The organism is Halobacillus litoralis (assembly GCF_020171725.1).
GTDB classification, from domain to species: Bacteria; Bacillota; Bacilli; order Bacillales; family Halobacillaceae; genus Halobacillus; species Halobacillus litoralis_F.
Genome location: NZ_JAIVAJ010000007.1, coordinates 1 through 25,542, shown reverse-complemented (window position 1 = coordinate 25,542; position 25,542 = coordinate 1). Strand labels below are relative to the sequence as shown.

30 protein-coding genes and 1 rRNA gene are annotated in these 25,542 nt (G+C 44.4%); 19 read left to right on the top strand and 12 right to left on the bottom strand.

Translation table 11 applies throughout. The features are described 5' to 3' along the window. Positions 1–123 precede the first annotated feature (123 nt). Both LCM20_RS14550 and LCM20_RS14545 read right to left on the bottom strand, forming a co-directional pair. Complete coding sequence (locus LCM20_RS14550) at positions 124–1,245, bottom strand: amidohydrolase (RefSeq protein ID WP_225196213.1); 1,122 nt, start codon at positions 1,243–1,245, stop codon at positions 124–126. Positions 1,246–1,338: 93 nt separating this feature from the next. Next, positions 1,339–2,244, bottom strand: coding sequence for a TIGR01777 family oxidoreductase (locus LCM20_RS14545; protein WP_225196212.1), 906 nt, complete (start codon positions 2,242–2,244; stop codon positions 1,339–1,341). Between the two features lie 114 nt (positions 2,245–2,358). On the opposite strand from LCM20_RS14545, the gene recX reads away from it, so the two are divergent. Both recX and LCM20_RS14535 read left to right on the top strand, forming a co-directional pair. Next, a complete protein-coding gene (gene recX / locus LCM20_RS14540; protein ID WP_225196211.1) occupies positions 2,359–3,171 on the top strand; it encodes a recombination regulator RecX in 813 nt (270 codons plus the stop codon). 144 nt (positions 3,172–3,315) lie between these two features. Continuing rightward, positions 3,316–4,095 carry an NUDIX domain-containing protein gene (locus LCM20_RS14535; protein ID WP_225196210.1) on the top strand — a complete coding sequence of 260 codons (780 nt, stop codon included), beginning with the start codon at positions 3,316–3,318 and terminating at the stop codon, positions 4,093–4,095. Positions 4,096–4,125: 30 nt separating this feature from the next. On the opposite strand, the gene LCM20_RS14530 is transcribed toward LCM20_RS14535, so the two are convergent. Then, positions 4,126–4,917: an HAD family hydrolase gene (locus LCM20_RS14530; protein WP_225196209.1), complete on the bottom strand. Its 792-nt coding sequence runs from the start codon at positions 4,915–4,917 to the stop codon at positions 4,126–4,128. A gap of 177 nt (positions 4,918–5,094) precedes the next feature. Between LCM20_RS14530 and glcT the strand changes: the two genes are divergently transcribed. The 3 genes from glcT (at position 5,095) to LCM20_RS14515 (ending at position 8,488) form a co-directional block, all read left to right on the top strand. Next, complete coding sequence (gene glcT / locus LCM20_RS14525) at positions 5,095–5,937, top strand: glucose PTS transporter transcription antiterminator GlcT (protein ID WP_225196208.1); 843 nt, start codon at positions 5,095–5,097, stop codon at positions 5,935–5,937. Positions 5,938–6,169: 232 nt separating this feature from the next. After that, on the top strand, positions 6,170–8,209 hold the full coding sequence (gene ptsG, locus LCM20_RS14520; protein ID WP_225196207.1) for a glucose-specific PTS transporter subunit IIBC: 2,040 nt from the start codon (positions 6,170–6,172) through the stop codon (positions 8,207–8,209). Positions 8,210–8,221: 12 nt separating this feature from the next. After that, positions 8,222–8,488 (top strand): phosphocarrier protein HPr, encoded by a 267-nt coding sequence (locus tag LCM20_RS14515; protein ID WP_225196206.1) that lies wholly within the window; start codon positions 8,222–8,224, stop codon positions 8,486–8,488. 156 nt (positions 8,489–8,644) lie between these two features. Here LCM20_RS14515 and LCM20_RS14510 read toward each other — a convergent pair whose 3' ends face one another. Beyond that, positions 8,645–9,304, bottom strand: a complete 660-nt coding sequence (locus LCM20_RS14510; protein ID WP_225196205.1) for an SDR family NAD(P)-dependent oxidoreductase — start codon at positions 9,302–9,304, stop codon at positions 8,645–8,647. Positions 9,305–9,388: 84 nt separating this feature from the next. On the opposite strand from LCM20_RS14510, the gene LCM20_RS14505 reads away from it, so the two are divergent. After that, positions 9,389–9,724: a YfhH family protein gene (locus LCM20_RS14505; protein WP_225196204.1), complete on the top strand. Its 336-nt coding sequence runs from the start codon at positions 9,389–9,391 to the stop codon at positions 9,722–9,724. A gap of 334 nt (positions 9,725–10,058) precedes the next feature. Here the strand turns inward: LCM20_RS14505 and LCM20_RS14500 are convergent, their stop codons facing one another. Continuing rightward, entirely contained in the window at positions 10,059–10,202 is a 144-nt protein-coding gene (locus LCM20_RS14500) for a YpzG family protein (protein ID WP_225196203.1), read from the bottom strand. Beyond that, complete coding sequence (locus LCM20_RS14495; protein ID WP_225196202.1) at positions 10,195–10,368, bottom strand: small, acid-soluble spore protein K; 174 nt, start codon at positions 10,366–10,368, stop codon at positions 10,195–10,197. Before LCM20_RS14495 ends, LCM20_RS14500 begins: the two co-directional genes overlap by 8 nt. A 107-nt stretch (positions 10,369–10,475) precedes the next feature. Here LCM20_RS14495 and LCM20_RS14490 point away from each other — a divergent pair, with 107 nt between their 5' ends. After that, positions 10,476–10,742 (top strand): YfhJ family protein, encoded by a 267-nt coding sequence (locus LCM20_RS14490; protein WP_225196201.1) that lies wholly within the window; start codon positions 10,476–10,478, stop codon positions 10,740–10,742. A 53-nt stretch (positions 10,743–10,795) separates the two neighbouring features. On the opposite strand, the gene LCM20_RS14485 is transcribed toward LCM20_RS14490, so the two are convergent. Then, on the bottom strand, positions 10,796–11,794 hold the full coding sequence (locus tag LCM20_RS14485; RefSeq protein ID WP_225196200.1) for a metal-dependent hydrolase: 999 nt from the start codon (positions 11,792–11,794) through the stop codon (positions 10,796–10,798). A 61-nt stretch (positions 11,795–11,855) separates the two neighbouring features. On the opposite strand from LCM20_RS14485, the gene mutY reads away from it, so the two are divergent. After that, positions 11,856–12,944, top strand: coding sequence for an A/G-specific adenine glycosylase (gene mutY / locus LCM20_RS14480; RefSeq protein ID WP_225196199.1), 1,089 nt, complete (start codon positions 11,856–11,858; stop codon positions 12,942–12,944). Here mutY and LCM20_RS14475 read toward each other — a convergent pair. Further along, positions 12,934–13,158 carry a cytosolic protein gene (locus LCM20_RS14475; RefSeq protein ID WP_225196198.1) on the bottom strand — a complete coding sequence of 75 codons (225 nt, stop codon included), beginning with the start codon at positions 13,156–13,158 and terminating at the stop codon, positions 12,934–12,936. The two genes, mutY and LCM20_RS14475, sit on opposite strands and share 11 nt — an antisense overlap. A 290-nt stretch (positions 13,159–13,448) precedes the next feature. Here LCM20_RS14475 and LCM20_RS14470 point away from each other — a divergent pair, with 290 nt between their 5' ends. From LCM20_RS14470 to LCM20_RS14455, 4 genes are all read left to right on the top strand, one after another. Next, entirely contained in the window at positions 13,449–14,264 is an 816-nt protein-coding gene (locus tag LCM20_RS14470; RefSeq protein WP_225196197.1) for an NlpC/P60 family protein, read from the top strand. A 128-nt stretch (positions 14,265–14,392) separates the two neighbouring features. Continuing rightward, entirely contained in the window at positions 14,393–14,572 is a 180-nt protein-coding gene (locus tag LCM20_RS14465) for a gamma-type small acid-soluble spore protein (protein WP_225196196.1), read from the top strand. Positions 14,573–14,784: 212 nt separating this feature from the next. Further along, positions 14,785–15,312 (top strand): DUF402 domain-containing protein, encoded by a 528-nt coding sequence (locus LCM20_RS14460; protein ID WP_225196195.1) that lies wholly within the window; start codon positions 14,785–14,787, stop codon positions 15,310–15,312. A 62-nt stretch (positions 15,313–15,374) separates the two neighbouring features. Next, positions 15,375–17,147, top strand: a complete 1,773-nt coding sequence (locus LCM20_RS14455; RefSeq protein WP_225196490.1) for an ABC transporter ATP-binding protein — start codon at positions 15,375–15,377, stop codon at positions 17,145–17,147. A 73-nt stretch (positions 17,148–17,220) separates the two neighbouring features. Here the strand turns inward: LCM20_RS14455 and LCM20_RS14450 are convergent, their stop codons facing one another. From LCM20_RS14450 to LCM20_RS14440, 3 genes are all read right to left on the bottom strand, one after another. Beyond that, complete coding sequence (locus LCM20_RS14450; RefSeq protein ID WP_225196194.1) at positions 17,221–18,288, bottom strand: FUSC family protein; 1,068 nt, start codon at positions 18,286–18,288, stop codon at positions 17,221–17,223. Positions 18,289–18,616: 328 nt separating this feature from the next. Next, positions 18,617–19,909 (bottom strand): glutamate-1-semialdehyde 2,1-aminomutase, encoded by a 1,293-nt coding sequence (locus LCM20_RS14445; RefSeq protein ID WP_225196193.1) that lies wholly within the window; start codon positions 19,907–19,909, stop codon positions 18,617–18,619. A 252-nt stretch (positions 19,910–20,161) separates the two neighbouring features. Continuing rightward, complete coding sequence (locus LCM20_RS14440) at positions 20,162–20,248, bottom strand: YjcZ family sporulation protein (protein ID WP_074735040.1); 87 nt, start codon at positions 20,246–20,248, stop codon at positions 20,162–20,164. A 147-nt stretch (positions 20,249–20,395) separates the two neighbouring features. On the opposite strand from LCM20_RS14440, the gene LCM20_RS14435 reads away from it, so the two are divergent. The 5 genes from LCM20_RS14435 (at position 20,396) to perR (ending at position 23,494) form a co-directional block, all read left to right on the top strand. After that, the gene (locus LCM20_RS14435; protein ID WP_225196192.1) at positions 20,396–20,806 is read left to right on the top strand and encodes a potassium channel family protein; all 411 of its coding nucleotides are present in this window, start codon (positions 20,396–20,398) and stop codon (positions 20,804–20,806) included. 68 nt (positions 20,807–20,874) lie between these two features. Next, a complete protein-coding gene (gene bcp / locus LCM20_RS14430) occupies positions 20,875–21,345 on the top strand; it encodes a thioredoxin-dependent thiol peroxidase (protein ID WP_225196191.1) in 471 nt (156 codons plus the stop codon). A 71-nt stretch (positions 21,346–21,416) separates the two neighbouring features. Next, on the top strand, positions 21,417–22,370 hold the full coding sequence (locus tag LCM20_RS14425) for a D-2-hydroxyacid dehydrogenase (RefSeq protein WP_225196190.1): 954 nt from the start codon (positions 21,417–21,419) through the stop codon (positions 22,368–22,370). A 1-nt stretch (position 22,371) separates the two neighbouring features. Continuing rightward, complete coding sequence (locus LCM20_RS14420; protein WP_225196189.1) at positions 22,372–22,929, top strand: cob(I)yrinic acid a,c-diamide adenosyltransferase; 558 nt, start codon at positions 22,372–22,374, stop codon at positions 22,927–22,929. 121 nt (positions 22,930–23,050) lie between these two features. Continuing rightward, positions 23,051–23,494, top strand: coding sequence for a peroxide-responsive transcriptional repressor PerR (perR, locus tag LCM20_RS14415; RefSeq protein WP_263622136.1), 444 nt, complete (start codon positions 23,051–23,053; stop codon positions 23,492–23,494). A gap of 154 nt (positions 23,495–23,648) precedes the next feature. Here the strand turns inward: perR and LCM20_RS14410 are convergent, their stop codons facing one another. Continuing rightward, positions 23,649–24,023, bottom strand: coding sequence for a YgzB family protein (locus LCM20_RS14410; protein ID WP_225196188.1), 375 nt, complete (start codon positions 24,021–24,023; stop codon positions 23,649–23,651). A 134-nt stretch (positions 24,024–24,157) separates the two neighbouring features. Here LCM20_RS14410 and LCM20_RS14405 point away from each other — a divergent pair, with 134 nt between their 5' ends. Then, entirely contained in the window at positions 24,158–25,039 is an 882-nt protein-coding gene (locus tag LCM20_RS14405) for a nucleotidyltransferase-like protein (RefSeq protein WP_225196187.1), read from the top strand. Positions 25,040–25,471: 432 nt separating this feature from the next. Then, positions 25,472–25,542: ribosomal RNA gene (locus tag LCM20_RS14400) — 16S ribosomal RNA — on the top strand; the annotation flags it as partial.

Genomic DNA, 25,542 nt, shown 5'->3' with positions numbered 1-25,542 from the left:
AACTAATGTACAACCTTTGTATAACTACTTATTCACCGGAACCCCCACCCCTAAACACAGCAATGTGCTTTTTGAAAATAAAAAAACATCGGGAGGAATTCCTTCCGATGTTAGAATGCAACATTATTCCTGATAATATACAAGATTTCCATCAATCATCGTCCAAAGCGGTTTAGAAAGAAATTCGAAAGGGTGCCCGGACCAAAGAACGACATCAGCGTCTTTTCCTTTTTCGATAGACCCGACACGGTCATCGACACCGAGGTTTTTCGCTGGAATGATCGTAATCCCTCTGAGAGCGTCTTCCACATCAAGCCCTTCACGGGCGGCAAGAGCTGCACAGATGTTCAAGTATTGAATCGGTGTGTAAGGGTGGTCCGTCGTAATGGACACTTTAATTCCATGTTCATGAAGAATGTTATACGTCTGCCATGTCTTGTTACGCAGCTCAATTTTGGATGCTCTCGTAAAGGTAGGCCCTACGCTTACTTGCAAATCTCTATTCGCCAGTTCATCGGCGATCAAATGCCCCTCTGTACAATGTTCGATTCTTAAGTCGAGATCAAACTCATCTGCAAAGCGAAGTGCCGTGATGATATCATCTGCACGGTGAGCGTGAATACGTACGGGGATCTCCTTATTCAATGCTTGCAAAATCGGCTGTACTCTCAAATCGGGATCTGGATCCTTCATGGCACAGTAAAAGGTTTCACGCAGTGTTCCCATAATGCCGAGTCTTGTAATGGATGCGTTCTTGGATTGGGAGTGAACACGCTTCGGATTTTCTCCTAGTGCCAGTTTCAACCCGGCTTTGTCCCTGATAATCATTTGATTGATGGTATGGCCGACGGTTTTGATTACAGAGGTTGTGCCTCCGATGATGTTCGCGCTCCCTGGCATAATGTGAGCAGTGGTTACACCAGCTTTTCGTGCATGGAAGAATGCGGGGTCCAATGGATGGGCGCCGTCAATGGCACGGAGGTGAGGGGTGATGGCTTCAATAGTCTCGTTCGCATCACTTCCAGCCCAGCCGGTTCCTTCATCGTATAACCCCAGATGCGTGTGGACATCTACAAACCCCGGATAGAGATCCTTTCCTTTACCATCGATGACTTCTGAGTGCTCCGGGTACGGAATGTCTTTACCGAAATCATGGATTTTGCCGTTCTGGATATGAACGCATCCGTTATAGATGGTCGGGGATGTTATCGGGTGAATCGTCACGTTTTTTATTACCGTATTCATAAGACATACAGCCTTTCAAGGTAGTTTACTTCTATTATACTGGAAAATTGGAAAAAATGAGCATAAAAAGAACGGAGTGGTGACTCCGTTCTATTAATCGTTTAATATCGAATCGAGTGCTGGTTTCAGTTCCGGGTATTTGAAGTTGTATCCGTGCTCGATGGCTTTCTTTGGAATGACGGATTGTCCGTCGAGCAACAGTGTACTCATTTCCCCGAGTGCCAGCTTCAGAGCTGGGGAAGGGGCTGGAATCCAGTGTGGCCGGTTCAGCACTTTTCCGAGCGTTCGTCCAAAGTCTTTATTCCGGTGAGGGTTGGGAGCCGTTCCGTTCACCGGTCCTTCCACATCTTTGTTATGAATCGTGAATTGAATCAATCCAACGACGTCATCAATGTGAATCCAAGACATCCACTGCTCACCGGAGCCAAGGTTACCGCCAATCATGAATTGGTATGGAAGAATCATTTTTTGCAGGGCGCCTTCATCACCAAGGATGATGCCGAAGCGGATATAGGTTGTACGCACACCGTACTCCTTCGCTCTCGATGCGGTTTCTTCCCACTTTTCCACCACGTCGGCTAAGAAATCACGGCCGGGTTCTGTGGTTTCTTCTGTGAACGTCTTCGTTTTCGACTGTCCATAAAAACCGACCGCCGAAGCGTTGACGAGAACTTCAGGTTTAGGGTCTAACTGTTCAATTAAATCGAGTACTCCTTCGGTCGCTTGAATTCGACTGTTCAAGATAGACTCTTTTCTCTCGTCCGTCCATCTGCCGCTGTTCAGCGATTCACCCGCCAAATTAACGATGGCATCAATAGTAGGAAGGGCAGCAGCCGGGTTGAATGAATCCTTCAGCCATCCTACGTACGTAACGTTTTCTGTATCAGTATGCTGATCAGGGCTCCGCGTGAGTATGTACACATGGTGTCCTTCGTTGACCAACTGTCTGGTCAATTCGCTTCCGACGAAGCCTGTTCCACCTGTCACTACAATATTCATAACTCTTTCCTCCTTATTGCTTTTATCCCTCTATTACGATAGGTAAAAGGAGCGGTTCTTATTCGTGACCGAGTAAGCCTTAAACGGTACAATATACGTAAAGGGGTGAAGGTGTTGGCTAAACTTACTCGGATCACGACTCAGAAGAAAAATAAGAACCGCTATAATATCTACTTAGATCATGGTCGTGGTGAAGACTACGGCTTTAGTGTGGATGCTGATGTCCTGGTAAAATACAGACTGCAAAAAGGTATGGAACTTGATGATGCGACAATAAATGCGTTAATCCAAACAGATACTATACACAAGTCCTATACCCTTGCCATTAACTACTTAAGCTATAGAATGCGCTCAGAAAAAGAGATGCGTCAATATTTACTAGAAAAAGAAGTAGAACCTGAACATGTAGACGAAATCATCAAACGACTGTACAACGAGAAGCTGCTGGACGATCAGGAATTTGCAAACTCTTTGATTAGGACGAGGGTCATGACCTCGAGCAAGGGTCCGTTGCTTTTAAAAAAAGAACTGATTGAAAAGGGCGTTACAGCTATGCAGGCTGAAGAGGCGCTTCAGTATTATCCTTTTGATCGTCAGCTTGAAAAGGCGTCCAAATTTGCAGAGAAGAAGATGCGGCAGGACAGCAGGAAATCCCGCAAGCAGCAGATACAGAGTGTCCAGCAGACGTTGATGCAGAAAGGCTTCTCAGGAGATGTCATTCAGGAAGCCCTTGCGTCCCTGCCTGAAGAAGAGGAGAATGACTCAGAATGGGAAGCGGTCGTGTATCAGGGGGAAAAGCTTGTACGGAAATATGAGAGGAAAACAGAAGGTTACGAACTGAAACAGAAAGTCAAAGCAGGGTTGTATCGAAAGGGGTTCCCGTTCGATTTGATCGATCGATTTTTAGAAGAATACGTAGATAACTGAATATGTGCTCAATCTGTGTTATTATTTTACAAGGATAGTAATAGGAAATTTTCTAAATGATAGGTCCTGATGATCCCGTTTTCATACAAAATGTTGTATACTAATTACCGTGACAAATGAACTATTGCAGGTGGAGGTTAATGCATGATCTATCAGAGAAGGATCTATAAGATAGAGCCGGATCAATACGAAGTATTTACTCAATTCTTTCATGAATATATATTGCCGAATCGATTAGGGCACGGAGCAAGAATCGTCGGGAGGTTCACGACACTGAACCGTGATGAAGTGACATCAATATGGGAGTACGATTCCTATGAGGACTTTGAGCAGATTGAAGAGAAGTTGAAGCAGTCTGAATTATATAGTAAAGCTCAAAGAAGACGGAAAGAATTAAGCCCCTTCTTCGTAGAGAAGCACGTCGACTTTGTTGAGGCGACGGGAGATTATCATTTTCCGAAGCATATCGTTTCCGTCGCCGCCTGTATTACGAATGAAAAAGGAGAAGTGCTCCTCGTGAAAAATGAACACCGAGATGACACTTACGAGATTCCAGGCGGCAGGATGGAGTGCGGCGAGACGCTCGACCAAGCGGTCAAACGAGAGATCTTAGAAGAAACCGGAGTAGAAGTTAACATTACAGGCATAACAGGGGTTTACCAAAACCTTACTTTAGGCGTAGTCTGCATTGTTTTCAAAGGAGAATATGTATCCGGTGAACTGAGCATCCAACCTGGTGAAACACAAGAGGTGCGTTTTGAAGAAGTGACGGAGACGACTCTGAATAACCTGATTACTAAAGAGCATTTTCGCGTTCGATTGAAAGATGCACTGAATCAAAACCCGGTCAGTCTGGAAAGCTATTCAGTCCGACCTTATCAAGTCTTATATCGGCTTGAAAATGAAGAAGCTGCTGACGAATGATGTCAGCAGCTTTTTATGATTTTTCTATTCTTATATAAGGTTTTTCTTCTCTAAATCCTCAATCGCCTCGTGCACGTGATCGACGACCGTTGATGCTCTTTCTGTCACTTTCTCATGAGCAGATGACATGACATAGCTGTGCTCTGTCAATTCAAACATGGCAATGTCATTGAACGAATCTCCGACGCAGGCAATCTCATGAGGCTCAAGACCCAGCTTTTCAATCAGAGCACGCAGGCCGGTACCTTTATTGATGGCCTTAGGCATTAAATCGACACATGTTTCATGTGAAATGAAGCTGTCGACTTCGTCTCCGAATGTCTGCTCCATCCGTTTGTACGCCTCCATGACATCTTTCTCCTGACCATGAAGGGAAATTTTAGATGGATGAATGTCTGACCCGAACAAATTCCTCATATTCGGTTCTACGATAATATCATGGAACAATTGCTCAGAGATGATATCGATCCATTTACTATGTTCCTCGGTGTACGTTTCCTCTGCTGTTGAAACGGTTTTGACCATCGGCTCGCTGTCTATCGCCTTCATGACCTCAGAAGCCGTCTGCTGATCGAACGTCTTCGAGTGAACGTGTTCTTCTTCTGCATCGAACACAAACGCACCGTTCTGACTAACTCTATGACCTGCTACGCCAACGCGTTTGAGTACTTCTTTAATTTCGTGATCCATTCGCCCGGAAGCAACCGCAAGTGGGGTGCCCTTGTCGATCAGACGACGGACCGCATCAATATCTTCGTTTTTTATAAAATGGTCCATTCCTAATAATGTACCATCAAGATCACTGACAAACAGTTTAATCATGGATGGACTCCTTTCTTCATTTGAACCTGTTCTGCACGAAGAGTATTGTACAGTACATAAGGGGTTTTAAACAAATAGGAAGTTTCACTCGTCTACTTGTCAAAACGAAAAATGAGAGATAGGATAGAGTTTATGAATAGACTGTAAACGCTTTTAACAGCAAGTGGGGGACGTATGATGGAGCAGCATGTAAAAATTAAGAAAGTGCTGAACAACAATGTCATCATTGCCGAGCATCCGTTGCATAAAGAAGTCGTCCTGATTGGAAAAGGTATTGGCTTTAACCGCAAGAAGGATGATGACATATCGTTCAGCAAAGCGGATAAGACTTTTCTACTGAGTAACGAGAAGGAGAAGGAGCAGTATGTGAACCTGTTGCCTTACATTGATGAGGGGCTCATCGATTTTATGAATGATGTCCTTGTTCATGTAGAGATGAGAATGGGGCAGGAGTTGAACCAGCATATACACGTCGCTCTTACAGACCACTTGGCGTTCGCGATTAACCGGGCCAAGCAGGGCATGGAATTCTCTAATCCGTTCTTGTTGGAGATTGAGTCTTTGTATCCAAAGGAATACCAGATTGCTATGGAAGTCGTGACGATGATCTATGATCAGATGGGGATTCAATTCCCAGAAGGGGAGGTCGGCTTCATCGCGCTGCACATCCACAGTGCCGTGACGGACAAGACACTGCGCGAGATCAACAGGCATAATCAGTTGATTACGAAGTTGGTTTCTCTTGTTGAAGACACAATGGGGCTTGAGATCGATAAGAATAGTGTGGATTATCACAGGCTGGTTCAGCATTTACACCGCGCCATTGACAGGGTGCATCAAGATGAAGCGGTGGGCGATGAAATAAAACTCGCGAAAATGTTGAAAGAAGAATATCCGGTATGCTATAATTTAGCATGGAAGTTAATCAAAGTGATGCAGAAACAGTTAAATAAACCTGTGGATGAATCTGAAGCGATCTATCTGACGATTCATTTGCAACGTCTAACCCATAAATCTTAACATACGTGTTACTGACTCGATCAGGCATGAGTATTAGAAGATCAATTGGTTACCTTAAGGTGGAGTGTACCCTTTTAAGGAACCATGTTCTTCAGTACTCATGCCTTTTTTTGTTTTTATTTATTCTTAAGCCGCCAAGGCGGCTTCTCTTAACCTGATCGATGTAACCGTTTTATTTTTCTGAAAAATATGGGAGCTGTTTTTTCATCACAATATAAAAGGAGGAAACATCATGTTCAAAAATGCTTTTGGAACATTGCAGAAAGTCGGTAAAGCGTTAATGACGCCGGTCGCACTGCTTCCTGCAGCAGGTATCCTGCTTGCATTTGGTACGAGCTTTGCACAAGACGACTTTGTTGATCGAGTTCCGTATTTTGGTACCCCTTGGGTGCAGACTTTGTTGGAAGTCATGGCATCGGCGGGTGACGTTGTGTTTGCCAATCTGCCGCTCTTATTTGCAGTGGGTGTTGCGATTGGTCTTGCTAAAGGTGATGGTGTCGCTGGACTGGCGGCGATCATTGGTTACTTAATTATGAATGTTGTTATGGGGGTTCTTGGCGGGGTTACGCCGGAAATGACGAGTGAACCTGCTTATGCGAACGTACTTGGAATACCCACGCTCCAGACCGGGGTCTTCGGAGGTATCATCGTTGGTATATTAGCTGCCTCCTTATACAATAGGTTTTTCGATATACAACTCCCGCAGTTCCTTGGGTTCTTTGCTGGTAAGCGTTTCGTTCCTATTGTCACAGCTTTCTCGGCTTTATTCTTAGGAATTGTGATGTTAGGTCTTTGGCCATATGCACAATCAGGTTTGAATGCACTATCAAGACTTATGCTTGAAGGAAACCAGACGATCTCGGCCTTCTTCTTCGGTGTGATTGAGCGTTCATTGATTCCGTTCGGTCTTCACCATATTTTCTACTCACCATTCTGGTTTGAGTTTGGATCTTACACGAATGCCGCAGGAGAAATTGTACGCGGTGACCAACAGATCTTCTTTGCACAATTAAGAGACGGTGTAGAATTCACTGCAGGAACATTCATGGTTGGTAAATTCCCATTCATGATGTTCGGTCTTCCGGCAGCTGCGCTTGCGATTTATCACACAGCTAAGCCTGAACGTAAAAAAGTCGTCGGCGGAATCATGGCATCAGCTGCCCTGACTTCTTTCCTTACAGGTATCACAGAGCCGATCGAATTCTCATTCCTATTCGTTGCACCTGTCCTGTTCGGAATCCACGCTGTGTTTGCAGGATTCTCCTTTATGATCATGGAGATTCTGGGCGTCAAAATCGGTCAAACCTTCTCAGGTGGTCTGATCGACTTCATTCTGTTCGGTGTTTTACCTAACCGTACGGACTGGTGGTGGGTCATCATCGTTGGTCTCATCTTCTCTGTTGTGTACTACTTCGGATTCCGCTGGGCCATTCTGAAGTTCAACTTAGCGACACCTGGTCGTGAAGATGCAGCAGAAGATGAAGAGGACGACGGAGAAGTCGGCGACCTGCCATTCGAAATCCTTGAAGCGATGGGTGGGAAGAAGAACATCAGCCACCTGGATGCATGTATTACACGTCTGCGTGTTTCTGTAAATGATAAAGACGATGTAAACAAGAATCGTTTGAAGAAACTCGGGGCGTCAGGCGTCATGGAAGTAGGAAACAATATCCAAGCCATCTTCGGACCTGTATCCGATACACTGCGCGGTCAGATGCAGGATATCATCGACGGTAAGACACCTCGTTCACGTGACGATCAATCCGATATGATGAACGATAAGAAACAAGCAGAAGCACCTGTAACAAAAGGTGAGCTTGAGTTTGTCAGCCCGATCACAGGAACGATCATGCCAATCACAGAAGTACCGGATCAGGTCTTCTCAGGTAAAATGATGGGCGATGGCTTTGCAATTGAGCCGCAAGATGGTAAGATAGTTTCGCCGGTAAACGGAAAAGTGCTGAATGTCTTCCCAACAAAGCATGCGATCGGTTTAGAAGCGGATAACGGGATGGAGATCCTGATCCACATCGGAATCGATACAGTAGGCTTGAAAGGTGAAGGATTTACAGCTATGATTTCAGAAGGAGACGAAGTGAAACAGGGGCAGGCATTGATGGAAGTCGATCTTGACTTTGTAAAAGACAATGCGCCATCCATCGTCACTCCGATCGTATTCACGAATCTTCAGGAAGACCAGTCTGTAAATGTCAAAGCATCAGGGCAAGTTAAACTTAATGAGCCGGACATTGTAGAAATAAAACAATCGTAAGGAGAGATTATCATGGCAGAACAAACAATGACGATCACAGCAGCAGACGGCGTTCACGCACGTCCAGCGACAGCTCTCGTACAAGTAGCGGGACAATACGAATCAGATGTTAACATCGAGTACAAAGGAAAGTCAGTTAACATGAAGTCCATCATGGGCGTTATGTCTCTTGGAATTCCGAAAGGTGCTGAAGTGAAGTTCTCAGCAGCTGGTTCTGATGAAGCAGAAGCTGTAGAAGCTGTTGTAGCGAAAGCTAAAGAAGAAGGTCTTGGAGAATAATCCAGGATAAGAAGCCGGCCTTGAGGGTCCGGCTTCTTTTTTTAGTATCTTTGAATCGCTAAAAGGTTTTATCCTTTTGATGAAGTTCATAGAAAAAAACCGGACGTTGCACCCAGTCAGGGTGTAGTCCGGTTTTTTTTATGGATCGAATCTCACCTATTTATCAATATAGATGGCTTCTCGTCCATCATCTTCTTGAAAGATTTGTTCCGCTACACCTTCAGGTCCCTTTAAACGGTCCGGATTATCAACATGATCCGTCTCGTTCCAGAAGGGTGTATTCATGCCACCCATATAAACCGCAGTAGCAGAGATCTCTTCATTTTCCCACTCTTTGTGAAGACTTTCTGTAAACCCTCTCACTGCGAATTTGCTGGCGCAGTACACACTTTCGTGATTTTTTCCGCGCAGACCGGCGGTAGAGATGATGTTCAAGACACGCCCTTTGGACTCTTTCAGCTTCGGATAAGCCGATTGAGTCATAAGGATCGTTCCTTTGATATTCGTGTTCAGGGTATCTTCCACGTCCTCAACGGCTAGTTCTTGGAGTGAGCCGAACAAGCCGATTCCGGCGTTATTGATCAGTACATCGATTTGATCGATTTGGCGCAGCGCTTCGGTAATCGAAGCGGGTTCTGTGACGTCGCAGATCAACACTTCAGATCTGCCGCCTTTATTCTTGATTTCATTTTGAGCGATGAGTAAATTCTTCTCTGTCCGCCCTGCTAGAAATACTTGATGACCTTCCTCTGCGTAGCGGTGGGCTAAAGCCTTACCAAGCCCCGTGCCAGCTCCAGTAATCAGCACATTCCCCATACGATCTCCTCCTTTTCCTATACGTATATCTATTGTGAACAAACCCTGTTAAAATGTAAAGAAACAGAGAACAGGGGGATGAAAATGGAAAAACGATATAGCCAATATTCGCAGGGAGAATTACGCGCGGAAATTGCAGAACTAACGGAGAAGGCCCAGAAAGCCGAACAAATGGGAATGGTCAATGAATACGCTGTACATAAACGGAAAATCATTATGGCAAAATCCTATATGCTTGACCCGAAGGAGTTTAAATCCGAAGAAACGTATGAGATTGACGGGGACCCGGATCACGATTTCTACATCGATTACATGAACGGTGTCTTTGCCTGGGGATTCCGACAGACAAAGGCGGGAGAAAGAGTATCCGGCGACGAACACGAAGCCCTTCCCGTTGCCATGCTAGGGGAGAAGAAGTAAAAACCTTACTTACAATTTTAAATCCATTGGACCTGAATAATCATTGCAGAAGTTGAAGCTTCTAAACAAAACCTGGCTTGAGGGTAAAAGGGAGCAGGGTAACGATAAATATGTGGTTCTGTTCCGCTATTTATGCACAGTGGGCTTCTCAAAAAGCCAGACTCCTGTGGGATAAAGGTGCATCGTGAGACCCCGGAAGGCGAAGCCTGAGGAGGCTCACGGTACCCCACGGAAAGCGAGTTGTTTGAGAAGCCCGCTGAACACATACTGTTAACAGAACCGCGAACGTTTATAAAAAGAGGCTGGAACCTACTTTGGGTTCCAGCCTCTTTGCTTAGCTTCGTTTTCGGGCTTGAACTTGGGTGATTTGTTCAGACAGCGTCTGTTCCGTTTCACCATTTACCCGGTGGTTGAGGTGCTTGTTGTTTCTATGCTCAGCAAATGCGTTCTTCTTTTCCTTGAATTTATGCTTAGCCACGACGATTCCTCCCGACCTGATTAATGTCTCGCTCTCTAGAGTGAGCCGCTCGACCTTGTGGATCACTGTTGATCTGTCCGTTAGGTCTTTTCGCTAGATATTCGCTTTGGTCTGCTGGAGCGTGGGAAATATGAGCTTCTGGAAAATCCTTCGCTTTGTTTCGCATGAAAAAGCCTCCTTTGTCTCTTGGTGAGACAAGATTAGTTTGTGTTCAGTCCGTCATTCTATGTGTTACAATACAACTGAAATCATTGCCAAGAGGAGCTTTGAATAATGAATGAAAAATATCAGCAGTTAGCTGAACGCTTATATGAAAAGAGCGGAAACTTAACGATTGAAGAGGCGCGGACCTGGGTTGAACTGCTTTGGGAAGACTTCGAAGCCACCTATGCCAAGGCCGGTTATGAATACCAAGGCAAAAAGGTGACGGAACAGATTGTCACTCAGTGGATTGAACAGTATGGGCCGAGGCTTCATGATTTTGTGGCGACAAACCCTAAGTATAAGGAACTTCTTAATAAAAGAGGCCCTTTACAGTAACAAAAGAACCGTGCTGACCTTACGGGGCAGCGCGGTTCTTTTCATGAGAATGCTTAAGCTTTTGCGATATTCAGTTTGTCCTGCAGCTTCTCCTCTGTGAATACCCATCCTGTGTAGGAATTCAGGATCTTCAAGTTCTTTTCTCCGTGTTCGTCATCGATTTGAGCGACGGCTACGAATGGATATCGCCCCTTAGATCTGTAACGCAGGTCAATGAACCGAACCTCTGTGTACTCGTCATAATACGTGATTTCATAACGATACACTGGAGAAAATGAGAGAAAAGCTTTAATATTATGATCGGTCAACGCTTTTTGGACAACTGGATCATCGTAATCGATCGGTTTGTTGACGAATTGATCCAGAATGGTAATATGCCCATTCTCAGCACGCCCCACGTAATAATGACTTGGGGTCGTAATCGCAATCCGCCAGATGTTTTGTTTAATCGTCGGAGAGGTGGCGATCTGCTGAACATCGTCGAAGTGGTGGTGAATGACTTTGACAAGTTCACGCTTATCGAAGTATCGTTTCACATAATAGAGGGCGATGACGAAATAAATGATCAGCCACATCCAACCGGGATGTGCCCCTAAGTTCCAAGCCACGATTCCTGCAAGGTGCATAATGAAGATGTAAGGATCGAACGTATTAATAAATCCATAAGCGACCCAGCGCTTTGTGAATGGTCTATATGCCTGTGTGCCATACGCATTGAAGATGTCGACAAAGACGTGCAGAATCACAGCCAAAAACGTCCATAACCATAGGTGCAGGAAGTTGACTTCCGGAACAAATAGATAAATGAGACTTGGAATCGTGATTCCCCAAAGCGCAACAGCGGGGACCGAATGGGTAATGCCTCTATGGTGTCTTATATAGACAGCGTTATTCTTAAGTTTTAATACGGTATCGCAGTCCGGGGCCTGTGACCCTAGAAGTGTACCGACTAATACAGCATTAAACATGGTGGGATCCTGCTGTACGACGGGATCCATTGTTGCAATCCCAGCAAGGGCGACCCCCATGACAACGTGTGTACCTGTGTCCAACGAAATACCTCCTTTGACTATACGGAGTTCTAAGTAAGTTTATCATGAAGGATGATGATACATGAACAATCAAGAACGAGCGAACCAAACATTGAACGAATTCGATATACAATCTTTTCAAGAGGATCTGATTCAATGGTTTAAAAAGGAACAAAGAATTTTACCTTGGAGAGAGAATCAAGATCCTTACCGAGTGTGGGTATCAGAAATTATGCTCCAACAGACGAGGGTTGATACGGTCATTCCGTATTTTAATCATTTTATGGATAAATTCCCGACCCCTGAAAGCCTGGCCGAAGCCGATGAGCAGGAGGTGTTAAAGGCTTGGGAGGGTTTAGGGTACTATTCCCGTGCACGCAATTTGCAAACCGCAGTCCGCGAAGTGGTGGAGGAATACGGAGGCGTTGTCCCAAGCGACCCTGGTGAGCTTGGATCTCTGAAGGGAGTCGGTCCCTATACAAAAGGAGCCATTCTAAGTATTGCCTACGATACGCCTGAGCCTGCTGTGGACGGTAATGTCATGAGGGTGTTGTCGCGGATTCTGAATGTAGATGACGATATTGCGAAGCCGAAGACGAGAAAGTTATTTGAGGAATTAGTGAGAGGAGTCATCTCTGATAAGGACCCTTCTTCCTTTAATCAAGGGATGATGGAACTTGGCGCCATGATCTGTACACCGAAAAGTCCTTCCTGTATGTTATGCCCTGTACAGGAATATTGCAGGGCGTTCGACAAAGGGATTGAAACGACGTTACCTGTGAAGTCCTCCAAGAAGAAGCAGAAGAAAATCCCATATAAGTTGATTCTGATCGAGAATGAAAAGGGAGAGGTTTTGATTGAACAGCGCCCTGGAGATGGACTCCTTGCTTCGTTATGGCAGTACCCTATGATCCCGATGAAAGACCTGGGCCCCGAGTCTGCCAAAGTGTGGTTTTTGGACGAATATGGGCTTGATATCGAATGGAAAGAGAAGCTTGAGGAGGTAAAGCATGTATTCTCTCATTTGATTTGGGAAATGGAAGTCGTACGAGTCACTCTTAAAGGGGGAGAGCTCAATAGAGAGCGTGCCCGTTTTGTAGAAAAACAGACCATCGACGACTATCCATTCCCCGTATCACATCAAAAGGCGCATAAATATGTTAATCCGTAACAGGGTGCGTACCGTGAGTCCACGTCGCTTCTTTATGTTCCAACCCGCCACGCTGCTTGATTTCTTCATTAATCTCTCTAAGCATCGTTACTCCTTCTGCATTTAAGTAAGGAGCTGCTTGAGACAATGCGTAATGAAAGTAGCCTAGTTCTTTTTCCTGCCAGGAGCTTTTAGCTTCCATACTCAGGGCGGAAAGGTCTCTGCCAACGTACATGCTATCCCTCCTTTTTCGTATATTCTGCTCTGCAATGCGGTGCTTCATACGAGAGAATGGGGAGTGATGACTTAATAATCAGGCAAAAACAGGGTGTAATACATTTGTAACTATATTGTAATGAAAGCCTGCAACCCCAGTAGTGACAAGGGGTGCAGGCTTTTTGTTGACTAATGTAGAAGTTTGGAGCTATTTACAAGTATACGAAAAGCATGAATAATAAGTAACAGATGATTGATGACATAATTCAGAAAATAATTTCGATATACATAAAAGAGAGGGTTTTTTTAGTGAATAAAAGAAAGTTGATGACGGCTGTTTGCGGTGCGGTTTTGGGTGCTTCACTATGGGGAACGACAGTATTTGCCGATGAGACGCATGAAGTAAGTGCGGGTGAATCATTATGGAAGATCAGTCAGAAATATGACGTATCCGTTTCTGACATTAAATCTTGGAACAACCTGTCTGGCAACGGAATCAGTGCAGGTCAGAATTTAGTTGTAAGCAAGGAAGATGGTTCTTCTGAACAAAAAGATGGACAACACACTTACACAGTGAAAAGCGGTGACTCTCTTTGGAAAATCGCAACGATGCACGGAATGTCGGTTGCGAGCTTGAAAGACCAGAACGGCCTGTCGAGCAACTGGATCAGCTCAGGTCAGAAACTTGCCGTAAATGGTAAAGCAACGAGCGCCTCTACTCCTTCAAGTACCACACAGGCTGCCGTCTTAAACGCAGGTGGATTGATTGAGGAAGCGAAGAGTCATATCGGAACACCATACGCATGGGGTGGAACGACTCCAGGAGGTTTCGACTGCAGTGGATATTTGAACTATGTGTATCAAAAAGCCGCTGATGTGGATCTTCCAAGAACGGTCGCATCGATCTATGCTGATGATCGTATGGAAAGTGTCAGCAGCTCTGATCGTAAGCCTGGAGACCTTGTCTTCTTTGAAACATACAAAGCAGGTGCTTCTCACGCTGGAATTTATGTTGGAAATAATAAGTTCATCCATAGCAGCAGCTCAAGAGGAATTCGAGTTGACTCTCTATCCAGTGGATACTGGAGCCCGCGTTATCTTGGAACAAAACGAATTGCTGATTAATCCTCTCACAACGACGCTCGCATCTGAGCGTCGTTTTTTTTGTGTATTGATTTCTTTGAACTTTTTTATCGTTTGTTGGTTTAAAAATCGGAAACCTGCGCACAATAATTTTTGCGGAGGTGATAAACATGGCTAAGCAACCAAAACAACAAGGTAAAACAGCAGCTGGTACTGACAAACAACATGTCAAACAGCAAAACCAACAAGCTTCTCAAGGTCAGCAACAGTACGGTGCTGAATTTGCATCACAAACTGATGCTCAACACGTAAAAGAGCAGAACCAACAATCTCAGGCGAAAAAGAAATAACCTGAGTAAGAGTGGCTTGTCCAGGCTGTTCGATTAGTCTGTATAAACCCCGAAACGAAGAGGTCGTCCAACTGTGGACGGCTTCTTTTTTTTATCCGCATAAACAAATGCTGTATAAGATAGACGAATCTGCAGTTGAATTAGTTTCAATCGATAACGATAGTCGTTATAATAGACAGAAGGTAAACGGATAAAAAAGGGAGGGGGATCGTATGCCCGGCCCAGAGGCAGGAAAACATATTGAAATCCAGAGCTATAAACACAACGGTAAGTTGCACCGCGTGTGGGAGAGCTCCATGGTTTTAAAAGGGACAAGGCATGTCATCATTGGTGCTAATGACAGGACGACAGTGACCGAAAGTGATGGAAGGCGCTGGATTACACGAGAACCCGCCATCTGTTATTTCCACTCCAAGTATTGGTTTAACGTGATTGGGATGCTCAGAAATGATGGGGTTTATTATTACTGTAATATCAGCTCGCCCTTCGTGTTTGAAGATGGATCGATCAAATACATTGATTATGATTTAGATCTGAAAGTATTTCCCGATATGACATACAAAATCTTAGATGAAGATGAGTACGAAATTCACAAGAAACAGATGAACTATCCGCATGTATTAGACCGAATCCTTTATAATAATATGGATGTCCTCATTCGTTGGGTGAGACAGAGGAAAGGTCCCTTTTCACCGGAGTTCATCGATCAATGGTATGAAAGGTATTTAACATATCGATAATAGGTGGATGCGCACTTCTATGAAAGTGCGCTTCCTTGTTGTTTAGAAAGAAGGTGTTGGTTATCGATAGTATCAAACGATATTTACAATTCGTCCGTCCTTATAAGGGGAAAATTTTATTCACCGTCCTGATAGGAATCGTTAAATTCTCGATTCCTTTGCTTATGCCGTTAATCATTAAATATGTGATCGACAACATCATCAACGCAGAGGACATGGCGGATCCTGCGAAACTTGACCAGTTGTTGTGGATTATGGGGGGAGCCTTTGCTGTTTTCCTCATTCTGCGTCCGCCGATTGAATACATCCGTCAATACCTGGCTCAATATATAGGAAGTAAAATCCTATATGACATCCGTGAAAAGCTGTTTGACCACATTCAGCGTTTGAGTCTACGTTTTTATTCCAAGACGAAGACGGGAGAAATCATTTCAAGGGTCATACACGATGTGGAACAGACCAAAACATTTGTCATCACCGGATTGATGAACATATGGCTTGATATGATTACTATCGTCATCGCCATTATCATCATGTTGACGATGAATGTGTGGTTAACCCTCGTATCCATAGCTTTATTCCCGCTGTATGGGTTTGCTGTGAAGTACTTCTATGCGAGGTTACGAAAGTTGACGAGAGACCGTTCCCAAGCGCTTGCTTCCGTACAGGGGCACTTGCATGAACGTGTGCAAGGGGTACCGGTGACGAGAAGCTTTGCGCTTGAAGACCATGAACAGCGCTTGTTCGACAAGCAGAATAAGAACTTCCTGGATAAAGCCTTGGTTCATACGAACTGGAATGCTTATACGTATTCTGTTACGAATACGATTACTGATTTAGCTCCATTGCTTGTCGTTGCGTTTGCGGGTTATCAAGTCATCAGTGGTGATCTGACGGTAGGTACAATGGTTGCCTTCGTCGGTTATATGGACCGGGTGTATAATCCATTAAGAAGACTCGTGAACTCTGCTACCGTTCTGACTCAGTCCATCGCTTCCATGGACCGTGTCTTTGAATTCGTAGATGAGAAATACGACATTGTAGATAAACCCGGGGCTAAATCACTGGATCATGTCCATGGTGATGTTGAATTCGACCGGGTGAGCTTCCGTTACGATGAGGATGAACCTCTTGTGTTGAAAGATGTTTCCCTTTCCGTGAAGAAAGGAGAAACGATCGCCTTCGTCGGTATGAGTGGTGGAGGTAAATCGACGCTGATCAGTCTGATTCCGAGGTTCTACGACGTGACAGAAGGAAAGATCAAGCTGGATGGAGAAGACATTCGGGATGTCCAGTCCCGCTCTCTCCGTGATAAGGTCGGTATGGTCCTCCAGGATAATATTCTCTTCAGTGAATCGATTGAAATGAATATTAAAATGGGGAACCCTGAAGCAACAGATGAAGAAGTGATCGAAGCGGCAAAAGCAGCGAACGCTCACGACTTCATCATGAGTCTGCCGAACGGATACGATACGTTGGTAGGCGAACGCGGCGTGAAACTTTCTGGAGGGCAGAAACAGCGGGTAGCCATCGCCAGGGTCTTCCTGAAGAACCCACCGTTGCTTGTTCTGGATGAAGCGACTTCAGCTCTGGACTTAGAAAGTGAAAGCTTGATTCAAAATGCGCTGGAGCGTCTGGCTTCCGATCGTACAACCTTTATCGTCGCCCATAGATTATCGACCATTACACATGCTCATCGTATTGTGCATATAGAGAATGGTGAGATCGTTGAAGTCGGCTCTCATGAAGAGCTGATGCAGAAGAAGGGGCATTACTTCGATCTTTATCAAGTTCAGAAGCTGGATGAAGGTGAACCGGAATATACGGAACGATAATGAGGTTCACAATATATTAAAAAGAACCGAAAAAAGCTGTTGCATGATGTGCAACAGCTTTTTTTTGCTTCTTTTACTTGTCTTGTGTCTGAATAAAATCATCTTGGTGGTGATTCTGATAACTTTTCAACAGTCGCTTCAACTTCTCAAGCTGATAGTGGTATTCCATCAGCTGGGATGCCAGCGGGAGGAAGACGAGCTTATCAGGGTTATTACTCTCTTCATACACGGCCATTAATCGTTCCACAAGCATCGGAATGTCCGGATCTTCGATTTTTCTTAGCGATTGCTTGTGCGTTCTCTTAATCCGTCCCTTCAGGCTGAGTACCAGCTTCTCGTGAGCGTTGATCAATTTATCAAGTTCGCCTACAACGGCATCTTGGAAGTCTTCAGGGATCTGTTCGATTTTATGGTCGAGCCTGTAGAAGGCTTTCAATACATCGAATGATTTCTTCGTTGTTGTGATGAGCTGCCGGAATAAGACCAGTTTTCTTCCTTTGGAGAAGCGGGTGCCTTTGAAGTAGGTACGTTCCTCCGAGTAAAGCAGGTAAGTGTGATCGACCCATCGCATATCGTCCTGGATCCTTGTAATTTCGTATTTCAAAGCAGGTTCATCGGAGAGCTGCCTTGTTGTCACGCGAAGCCATTGCAGAATATCGGTGGTCGCCTCATCGATTTTCTTGAATAATCGTGTTTCGTACCTTGGTGGCAGGAAAACGAGGTTAACGATGAAGGCGGCAAGAATCCCGAGCAGCATGGAAGAGAAACGTGACGCGCTGAAGTATAGAAAGGTCTGATCGGTTGTATCCATCAATGCGATGACGGCTACAACGGCTAACGAGATTGTATTCTCATTCATTTTCATCGTAGTTGTGACTCCGATGACGATAATGATCGCAAATCCTACAACGAAAGGATCGTTTCCGAGAGTGAATACGGCAACGACAGCAATCAATGCTCCGATAATGTTTCCTTGGACTTGTTCAATAATGGACTGATAAGACCTGTAGATGGAAGGTTGGATCGAAAATACGACAGCGATGGCAGCGAGTAATGGAGAAATGAAATCGAATAAGTGTCCAATATACAACGCAATACCTACGGCAAGACCCGTCTTCATCATACGTGCGCCTAACTTCATAACGTGCATCATCCTTCTTAAAGATATGTAAAGACATCAATGAGATTATTATAACGGATGTCCTTATCATTCGTACCCATTTTTTATAAATTCAACACAAAAAAGAAGCCTGTGCAACCAATCATTGCACAAGCTTGAGGGGATTCAGTAAAAACTGAAACCTATGAAAAGGGAAAGAAATGAAACAAAGATCATAATTCGTGGGAATTTTCAGAATTATGTGTATATAATAGCATGTGGATTTGAATTTTTCAATAGTTCTTCTGTAAAAAATAAAATTCTCATGCGCAAAAAAGAGTGGGGAATCAAAACTCCCCACTCGATTTTTCTACTTTTTCATTTTGTTGAATACGCGATCAATGGCTTGAAGGGTCTGAGTGATATCTTCGTCTGTATGAGCCGTGGTCAGGAACCATGCTTCATATTTAGACGGAGCCAGGTTGATTCCCTCTGCAAGCATCAAATGGAAGAACTCGGCGAACTTTTCTCCGTCTGTGTTTTCTGCCTGCTCATAATTCTCTACCTTTTCGGTGGTGAAGTAGACGGTCAAAGCTCCTTTGAGTCGGTTAATCTTAATGTCGATTCCATGCTCATCTGCTGATGAAAGAATGCCATCCTCAAGGCGTTTACCAAGGAGATCCATTTTCTCGTAAACCCCTTCTTCCTGCAACACTTCAAGACAAGCGATTCCTGCAGACATCGAGGCTGGATTCCCGGCCATTGTTCCAGCTTGATAGGCTGGTCCTAATGGGGCAACTTGTTCCATAATATCTGCTCTGCCTCCGTATGCACCAATCGGTAAGCCACCGCCGATGATTTTACCCATCGCGGTCATGTCTGGTTCGATGTCCAGAAGCTGCTGGGCACTTCCGTATGTAAAACGGAAAGCTGTAATCACTTCATCGTAAATCACGAGTGCTCCTGCATCGTGTGTCAGACGGTTCACTTCCTCAAGGAATCCTGGTTTAGGTTCCACAATTCCGAAGTTCCCGACAATCGGTTCGACGAGTACGCCTGCAATTTGATCGCCGAAACGTTCCAGTGCTTCCTTGAAGGGTTCGATGTCGTTGAACGGGACTGTAATGACATCTTGCGCAATCGAAGCAGGGACACCTGCTGAATCCGGAGTTCCGAGCGTAGAAGGACCGGAACCTGCTGCTACTAAAACAAGGTCGGAATGCCCGTGGTAACAACCTGCGAATTTGATGATCTTGTTGCGACCAGTGTAAGCGCGGGCTACGCGGATGGTCGTCATGACGGCTTCCGTACCTGAGTTGACGAAGCGTACACGTTCCAATGAAGGGATTGCATCCTTCAGCATTTTAGCGAAGCGGTTTTCAAGGACTGTCGGAGTTCCATAAAGAACGCCGTTTTGCGCCGCTTTCGTAATCGCTTCTGTTATGTGGGGGTGGGCATGTCCGGTAATGATAGGACCGTAGGCACCTAAGTAATCAATGTATTCATTTCCGTCGACATCAAAAAAGTGCGACCCTTCCGCACGGTCCATGTAGACAGGTGTACCTCCACCCACTCCTTTGTATGCACGGGAAGGGGAGTTTACTCCGCCGACAATGTGCTCGGTTGCTTCATTATATAATTGTTCTGACTTTGTATAATTCATTTAAAAATCCTCCTGTTTCAAACATTCCCTACCATTGTAGCATGGACCATCACATTAAGAACAAAAAACTCACTTTCATGTTCGGAAAGGAAGAGACCCTGATGGATGAATAAGATTGGGGTAGAGGGAATTTATCAACATAAAAACTCCCTCCCACATTCGTGAGGAGAGAGCTTTATGTGTTCATGTTGTGCACGTTCTATGGTTCGTTTACGTAAGAAAAACAGCAACATCAGGTTGCTCACTTATGACTTAGTATACAAACGCTGCACCAACGATGATTAGAAGGATGAAAAGAACAACGATCAGCGCGAATCCGCCACCATATCCGTAACTCATTCATAATCCCCCCTTTCCATTGGTTTACTGTATCTTATGCAACACTTCAGTAGAGGACTGTGCGTTCGCCCGTTCCAGGAAAAACATAAATTTATAGTGTAGGGCATACACCAAAATGAAGAGGTGATTTGGACAAGGAGGTTGTACATGGTTACCGTCATCGTGTCGGCGTTATGCCTTGTAATTATTTCAGCTGCGCTCAGGCAGCTCTTTTCATCCTTGGAATTTGAACATCGGATGTTTTCTTATCATTTATTCGTTTCCATCCTGCTGCTTTATACCATTATCCTTATCGGATTCGGGATCATATATTTTGTTCTTATGAAAGAGGGGATAGGAGTTTATAGGGAGGAGCTGGACGATGGCTCGTTGGATTGGATGCATGAAATGGCCAGGAGTCTATACTTCAGCGGAGTGACACTTTTCACGGTAGGGTATGGGGATATGATTCCAGTAGGAGTGGGACGGGCGCTCGCCATTATTGAAGCGATGGTCGGTTACTCTCTCCCAGCTGCATTAGTAGCCAAGGTCTGGCAAAATTATAAAGAAGATCGCTGAGATTGGAAGTTTACATGCATATCATGTACGCTAATAATAAGTACAAGCTATCAAGGAGGAATTTCACTATGGCAATTGAAAAAGGAAAGCAAGTACCAGACTTTACACTCCCGGCCAACAATGGCGAGCAGGTTTCATTATCCGACTATAAAGGAAAGAATGTTGTCCTTTATTTCTACCCGAAAGATATGACGCCGGGCTGCACGACAGAAGCATGCGACTTCCGTGATCACCACGAGAGCTTCGCGGATCTTGATGCTGTCATTCTCGGAGTCAGTCCAGACCCTGTTGAATCACATAAGAAATTCATTGATAAACACGACCTTCCGTTCCTGCTGTTAGCTGATGAGGATCATAAGCTGGCGGAAGATTACGGAGTATGGAAGCTTAAGAAGAACTTCGGTAAAGAATATTACGGCATTGAACGTTCCACATTTATCATTGATAAAGAAGGAAACCTTGCCGAAGAGTACCGCAAAGTGAAAGTGGACGGCCACGTAGAGTCTGCTCTAGAATTCATCCGTGAAAATCTTCAGTAGCAGAATGGAACCATAGCCTCTACGGCTATGGTTTTTATGTTTCATACCATTTATTAAAAGGGGGAAAGAAGATGAAAGTCGTTTCAGCTATTAAAAGGGTACCGGATGAAATACGCAGTCGGCTGACCGATCGTTTTACTGATGTTGAATTTATGTTCTGCCACGGCATAGAGGAGGCGGAGCCTTATCTCGAGGAAGCGGATATCTTTCTTACATATGGAGAGGACTTAACCCCTGAACGAGTGAAATCAGCAGAACGCCTTAAGTGGATCATGGTATTATCGGCAGGGATGGATCGTATGCCATTTAAGGAGATCGAAGAGCAGGGCATTGTGGTTACAAATGTCCGTGGCATTCATGCGAAGCCGATGGCGGAATATGCCATCTCTATGCTGCTTCAAGTCGAACGGCAGGCTAAGGTCCTGATCGAGCAGGAAAAGAAGCACAACTGGAACCGAAGGACCGTCATGACGGAAATCGGTGGGAAAACGCTGCTTCTACTAGGCACAGGAGCCATTGCTCAAGAAGTAGCCCGGCTCGGAAAAGCGTTTCACATGCGTACGTTAGGGGTATCAAAGTCTGGAAACTTGAAGTCTCACTTTGACGAGACCTATTCAATAGAGAAGTTGGATCAAGTGATTCATGAAGCGGACTATATCGTTGCGGCGCTGCCGAGTACGAATGAGACCATTCATCTTCTTAAGAATCGCCACTTTCAATCCATGAAGAATCATGCTGTTTTCTTGAACATGGGGAGAGGGGACCTTGTTTCGACGGAGGTGCTTTTAAATGCCGTACGGAACGAGTGGATTGGACATGCTGTGCTCGATGTATTTGAAGAAGAGCCTCTTTCAGAAGGGCATGCACTTTGGGATGAAGAAAGAGTGACGATTACACCACACTTATCGGGCATCTCACCCCACTATGTTCCAAGAGCCTTTGAGATGTTTGAAAAGAATCTTGAAGTTTATGTAACAGGTCAAGGAGATATGCTGAATATAATAAATCTGAAGCGGGGGTATTGAAATGAGAATCTATACAAGATCCGGTGACAAAGGAGAAACATCTCTTATTTATGGTCAACGCGTGCCGAAAGACGATCTGAGAGTGGAAGCTTACGGAACATGTGACGAAGCGAATTCTGCAATCGGATTGGCGTTGAGTCATTTGAAGCATGAAGAGTGGGAAGGAAAAGCAGCCTTCATGGAGGACATGCAGAAAATACAGACGGTTCTTTTCCATGTCGGGGCAGAACTTGCGACACCGAAGGGGAAGGATGTCATGTGGGAACTGAAGAAGTCGCATATCGATGACATGGAGAAGGCGATCGATTCATGGGACCAGGAGCTACCTCCTCTCAAGAACTTCATTCTTCCTTCTGGTCACGAAACGTCGGCTGGTCTGCACTTGGCAAGAACGGTTGTTCGTAGAGCCGAACGATCTGCTGTAGGGCTCGGCGACCAAGTCGGGAATCCGATGGTTGTAACGTATTTGAATCGATTATCTGATTTGTTATTTGTAGCAGCTAGGTACGTGAATAAACAGGTGGGCGGCAAAGAAACGCCACTTAACCCGGATGTGTAAATCCTGCTGAAAGACTCGCTGCTCATGATTGACAACATAATTACAGAAAGGTTACACTGTTTATAAGGATTCTAATCTAATAATATTATAAATCAAGAATCAGTTCATGAAAGCGAGGTGCATGACCGTGTCTACCCATCGACTCCAAGAAGCCATCGATACACTGAAAGGATCTGGAGTACGGATTACACCACAGCGTCATGCGGTGCTTGAATACCTACTGAATTCTATGACTCACCCTACAGCTGATGAAATTTACAAGGCATTAGAGAGTAAATTTCCAAACATGAGTGTGGCAACGGTGTACAATAACCTGAGGGTATTCCGTGAAATCGGTCTAGTCCGAGAGCTCACCTATGGGGACTCATCAAGCCGCTTTGATTGCAATACGACAGACCACTATCACATCATCTGCGAATCATGCGGTAAAATTGTAGACTTCCATTACCCAAGTTTAAATGAAGTTGAATCATTAGCTGAACAGGTGACTGGATTTAATGTAAGTCATCATCGCATGGAAGTGTATGGAACGTGCTCTGATTGCCAATCAGAAAATACTCACTAAACTGAAAGCATCGTGCTTTCAGTTTTTTTGTTGTCTGAATTTCATTTCGTCGGGTAGCATCTCGGAAGTTTAACGCCGAATGGACCCAAACCCATTCTTGACAATATAAAAAAACCCGCTGCATTGAGCGGATTTTTTGAACGTCAGTATAGACTTACGATTGGTCAGGTGCCGTTTTGCTATGTCGTTTTGAGTTGTATTTCTCATCAAACTCTTTGCCTTCCAATGATTTATCCATGGTTAACGGCTGATCACAGTGCATACATGCATCTACACGCCCAAGCATCTTGGTCGGTTTCTCGCAGGATGGACATACAATTTGTACAGTTCGCGTCGAAAGCATTCCGATCCAGAAGTAAACGACGGTACTTAATCCGACAAACCCCACCCCGAGAATCATGAACAGTGCCATTAGCCACATTGTGCTTTTAAAAAGAAGACCGATGTACATAACTCCAATCCCGGCGAAAATGAGCCAGAATGCAAAGGAGCGAATCTTATTGATCTTGCTGCTGTATTTCAGAGCCACGCTGGTCCCTCCTAACTCTTCTACAAGGTAGTATAGCACATTTAATATGTACAATTATAATTGGAAAAGAGGATTTCAGGAAAAAATATAGAATAGGAAGTAAGGAATTGATTTGAATATGGGGGACCAGGAAAATGGAAGATCTACTACGCCCGATCTATCAAGAACGTGCGAGCCAGAGTAATACGATGGGAATATTGATTTTGGAAAAGAAGCGGCCGATTAGTCCAGTTACGGACAACTTTGATGTTATTTTGTTCGTTGTGGTGAAAGACCCAGAGGAAGATTGGTATGTAAAGCACTATGAATTTGAGAATAAATCTGCTGCTATGCATACAGTGAGTGAAAGACTTCTTCAGAGCTGGATCGACACGAGCTCTTACCGGCGAGCCGTAGAATGGGTCATCAATGGGACGGTGATTTTTGAGAGAAATGATTATATTACGGACCTAAAAGACCGGTTGAGAAGTTTTCCGCAAGATAAGAGGGATTTAAAGAAAGGTATTGAATTTGCAAAGCTGATCCGAAGCTATTCGGAAGCGAAAGATTTATATGATACAGGTCAGTATTTGGATTCATTCAGTCAGATGGTGCGCTCGCTTCATTATCTGGCGAGGCTTGCGATTATTGAAAAAGGATTTCACCCAGAGGTAACCGTCTGGAATCAAGTGAGGAGAATTGAACCTGAAATCTACAAGTTATATGAAGAATTAATTGAAAGCCATGAACCAACAGACAAACGAATCCAGTTGATGATCCTGGCTGTAGAGCATTCAGTCAGTAAAAGGTCTTTATCCAGTGCAAGGCATTTGCTTCAATTAATGGATGAACGAGAACAGCCTTGGACATTCGGTGAATTAAAGAACCATCCTGATATCCAGCACTACATTCTGGACCTGTCATCTATGATCGAATATCTGGTCGAAAATAAAGTAATTGAAGTCATCCTACAAGAAACAAAAGGGGTAGGTATCTATCACAGAACTTATAAACCAGTTGAAGGCATCCTTTCTTAATTGAATGAAAAGAGGACACTCCCTTCCCCAAATGAAGGATCTATTTGAGGAAGGGGATTTTTTTAGTGAAAAACCATTGACGTTTCTATTTATCCCGTGCTATATTATTAAACGTCGCATTAAGACAGCGACACACAACAAAACAAATCAAATACCTTTTTCAAAAAAGATATTGACTTTGTCTTGTTGGATGTGATACATTATTAGAGTCGCTGAAAACGAAAGCGAACATATCGAAAAAAAACATTTCAAAAAAGTTGTTGACAGCAACGAAACGAAATGTTAAGATGTAAAAGTCGCTGTTTTGAACAGCACACAACATTTTGATCTTTGAAAACTGAACGAACCAACCAGTACGTCAATATTTTCTTCTTAGTGAAGAAAAGACAACGAGCACATTTCGATGTGCAAATGAGCAAGTCAAACTTAACTTTTATGGAGAGTTTGATCCTGGCTCAGGACGAACGCTGGCGGCGTGCCTAATACATGCAAGTCGAGCGCGG

Coding starts and splice junctions, on each gene's coding strand:
- LCM20_RS14445 (WP_225196193.1), bottom strand. CDS start 19,909: ATGAATTATACAAAGTCAGAACAATTATATAATGAAGCAACCGAGCAC.
- LCM20_RS14435 (WP_225196192.1), top strand. CDS start 20,396: ATGGTTACCGTCATCGTGTCGGCGTTATGCCTTGTAATTATTTCAGCT.
- LCM20_RS14450 (WP_225196194.1), bottom strand. CDS start 18,288: ATGAAGTTAGGCGCACGTATGATGAAGACGGGTCTTGCCGTAGGTATT.
- LCM20_RS14460 (WP_225196195.1), top strand. CDS start 14,785: ATGCCCGGCCCAGAGGCAGGAAAACATATTGAAATCCAGAGCTATAAA.
- LCM20_RS14505 (WP_225196204.1), top strand. CDS start 9,389: ATGGAAAAACGATATAGCCAATATTCGCAGGGAGAATTACGCGCGGAA.
- LCM20_RS14440 (WP_074735040.1), bottom strand. CDS start 20,248: ATGAGTTACGGATATGGTGGCGGATTCGCGCTGATCGTTGTTCTTTTC.
- LCM20_RS14465 (WP_225196196.1), top strand. CDS start 14,393: ATGGCTAAGCAACCAAAACAACAAGGTAAAACAGCAGCTGGTACTGAC.
- perR (WP_263622136.1), top strand. CDS start 23,051: ATGACCGTGTCTACCCATCGACTCCAAGAAGCCATCGATACACTGAAA.
- LCM20_RS14420 (WP_225196189.1), top strand. CDS start 22,372: ATGAGAATCTATACAAGATCCGGTGACAAAGGAGAAACATCTCTTATT.
- LCM20_RS14475 (WP_225196198.1), bottom strand. CDS start 13,158: ATGTACGTTGGCAGAGACCTTTCCGCCCTGAGTATGGAAGCTAAAAGC.
- LCM20_RS14495 (WP_225196202.1), bottom strand. CDS start 10,368: ATGCGAAACAAAGCGAAGGATTTTCCAGAAGCTCATATTTCCCACGCT.
- LCM20_RS14425 (WP_225196190.1), top strand. CDS start 21,417: ATGAAAGTCGTTTCAGCTATTAAAAGGGTACCGGATGAAATACGCAGT.
- mutY (WP_225196199.1), top strand. CDS start 11,856: ATGAACAATCAAGAACGAGCGAACCAAACATTGAACGAATTCGATATA.
- LCM20_RS14530 (WP_225196209.1), bottom strand. CDS start 4,917: ATGATTAAACTGTTTGTCAGTGATCTTGATGGTACATTATTAGGAATG.
- LCM20_RS14515 (WP_225196206.1), top strand. CDS start 8,222: ATGGCAGAACAAACAATGACGATCACAGCAGCAGACGGCGTTCACGCA.
- glcT (WP_225196208.1), top strand. CDS start 5,095: ATGGAGCAGCATGTAAAAATTAAGAAAGTGCTGAACAACAATGTCATC.
- bcp (WP_225196191.1), top strand. CDS start 20,875: ATGGCAATTGAAAAAGGAAAGCAAGTACCAGACTTTACACTCCCGGCC.
- LCM20_RS14405 (WP_225196187.1), top strand. CDS start 24,158: ATGGAAGATCTACTACGCCCGATCTATCAAGAACGTGCGAGCCAGAGT.
- LCM20_RS14550 (WP_225196213.1), bottom strand. CDS start 1,245: ATGAATACGGTAATAAAAAACGTGACGATTCACCCGATAACATCCCCG.
- LCM20_RS14545 (WP_225196212.1), bottom strand. CDS start 2,244: ATGAATATTGTAGTGACAGGTGGAACAGGCTTCGTCGGAAGCGAATTG.
- LCM20_RS14490 (WP_225196201.1), top strand. CDS start 10,476: ATGAATGAAAAATATCAGCAGTTAGCTGAACGCTTATATGAAAAGAGC.
- LCM20_RS14535 (WP_225196210.1), top strand. CDS start 3,316: ATGATCTATCAGAGAAGGATCTATAAGATAGAGCCGGATCAATACGAA.
- LCM20_RS14510 (WP_225196205.1), bottom strand. CDS start 9,304: ATGGGGAATGTGCTGATTACTGGAGCTGGCACGGGGCTTGGTAAGGCT.
- ptsG (WP_225196207.1), top strand. CDS start 6,170: ATGTTCAAAAATGCTTTTGGAACATTGCAGAAAGTCGGTAAAGCGTTA.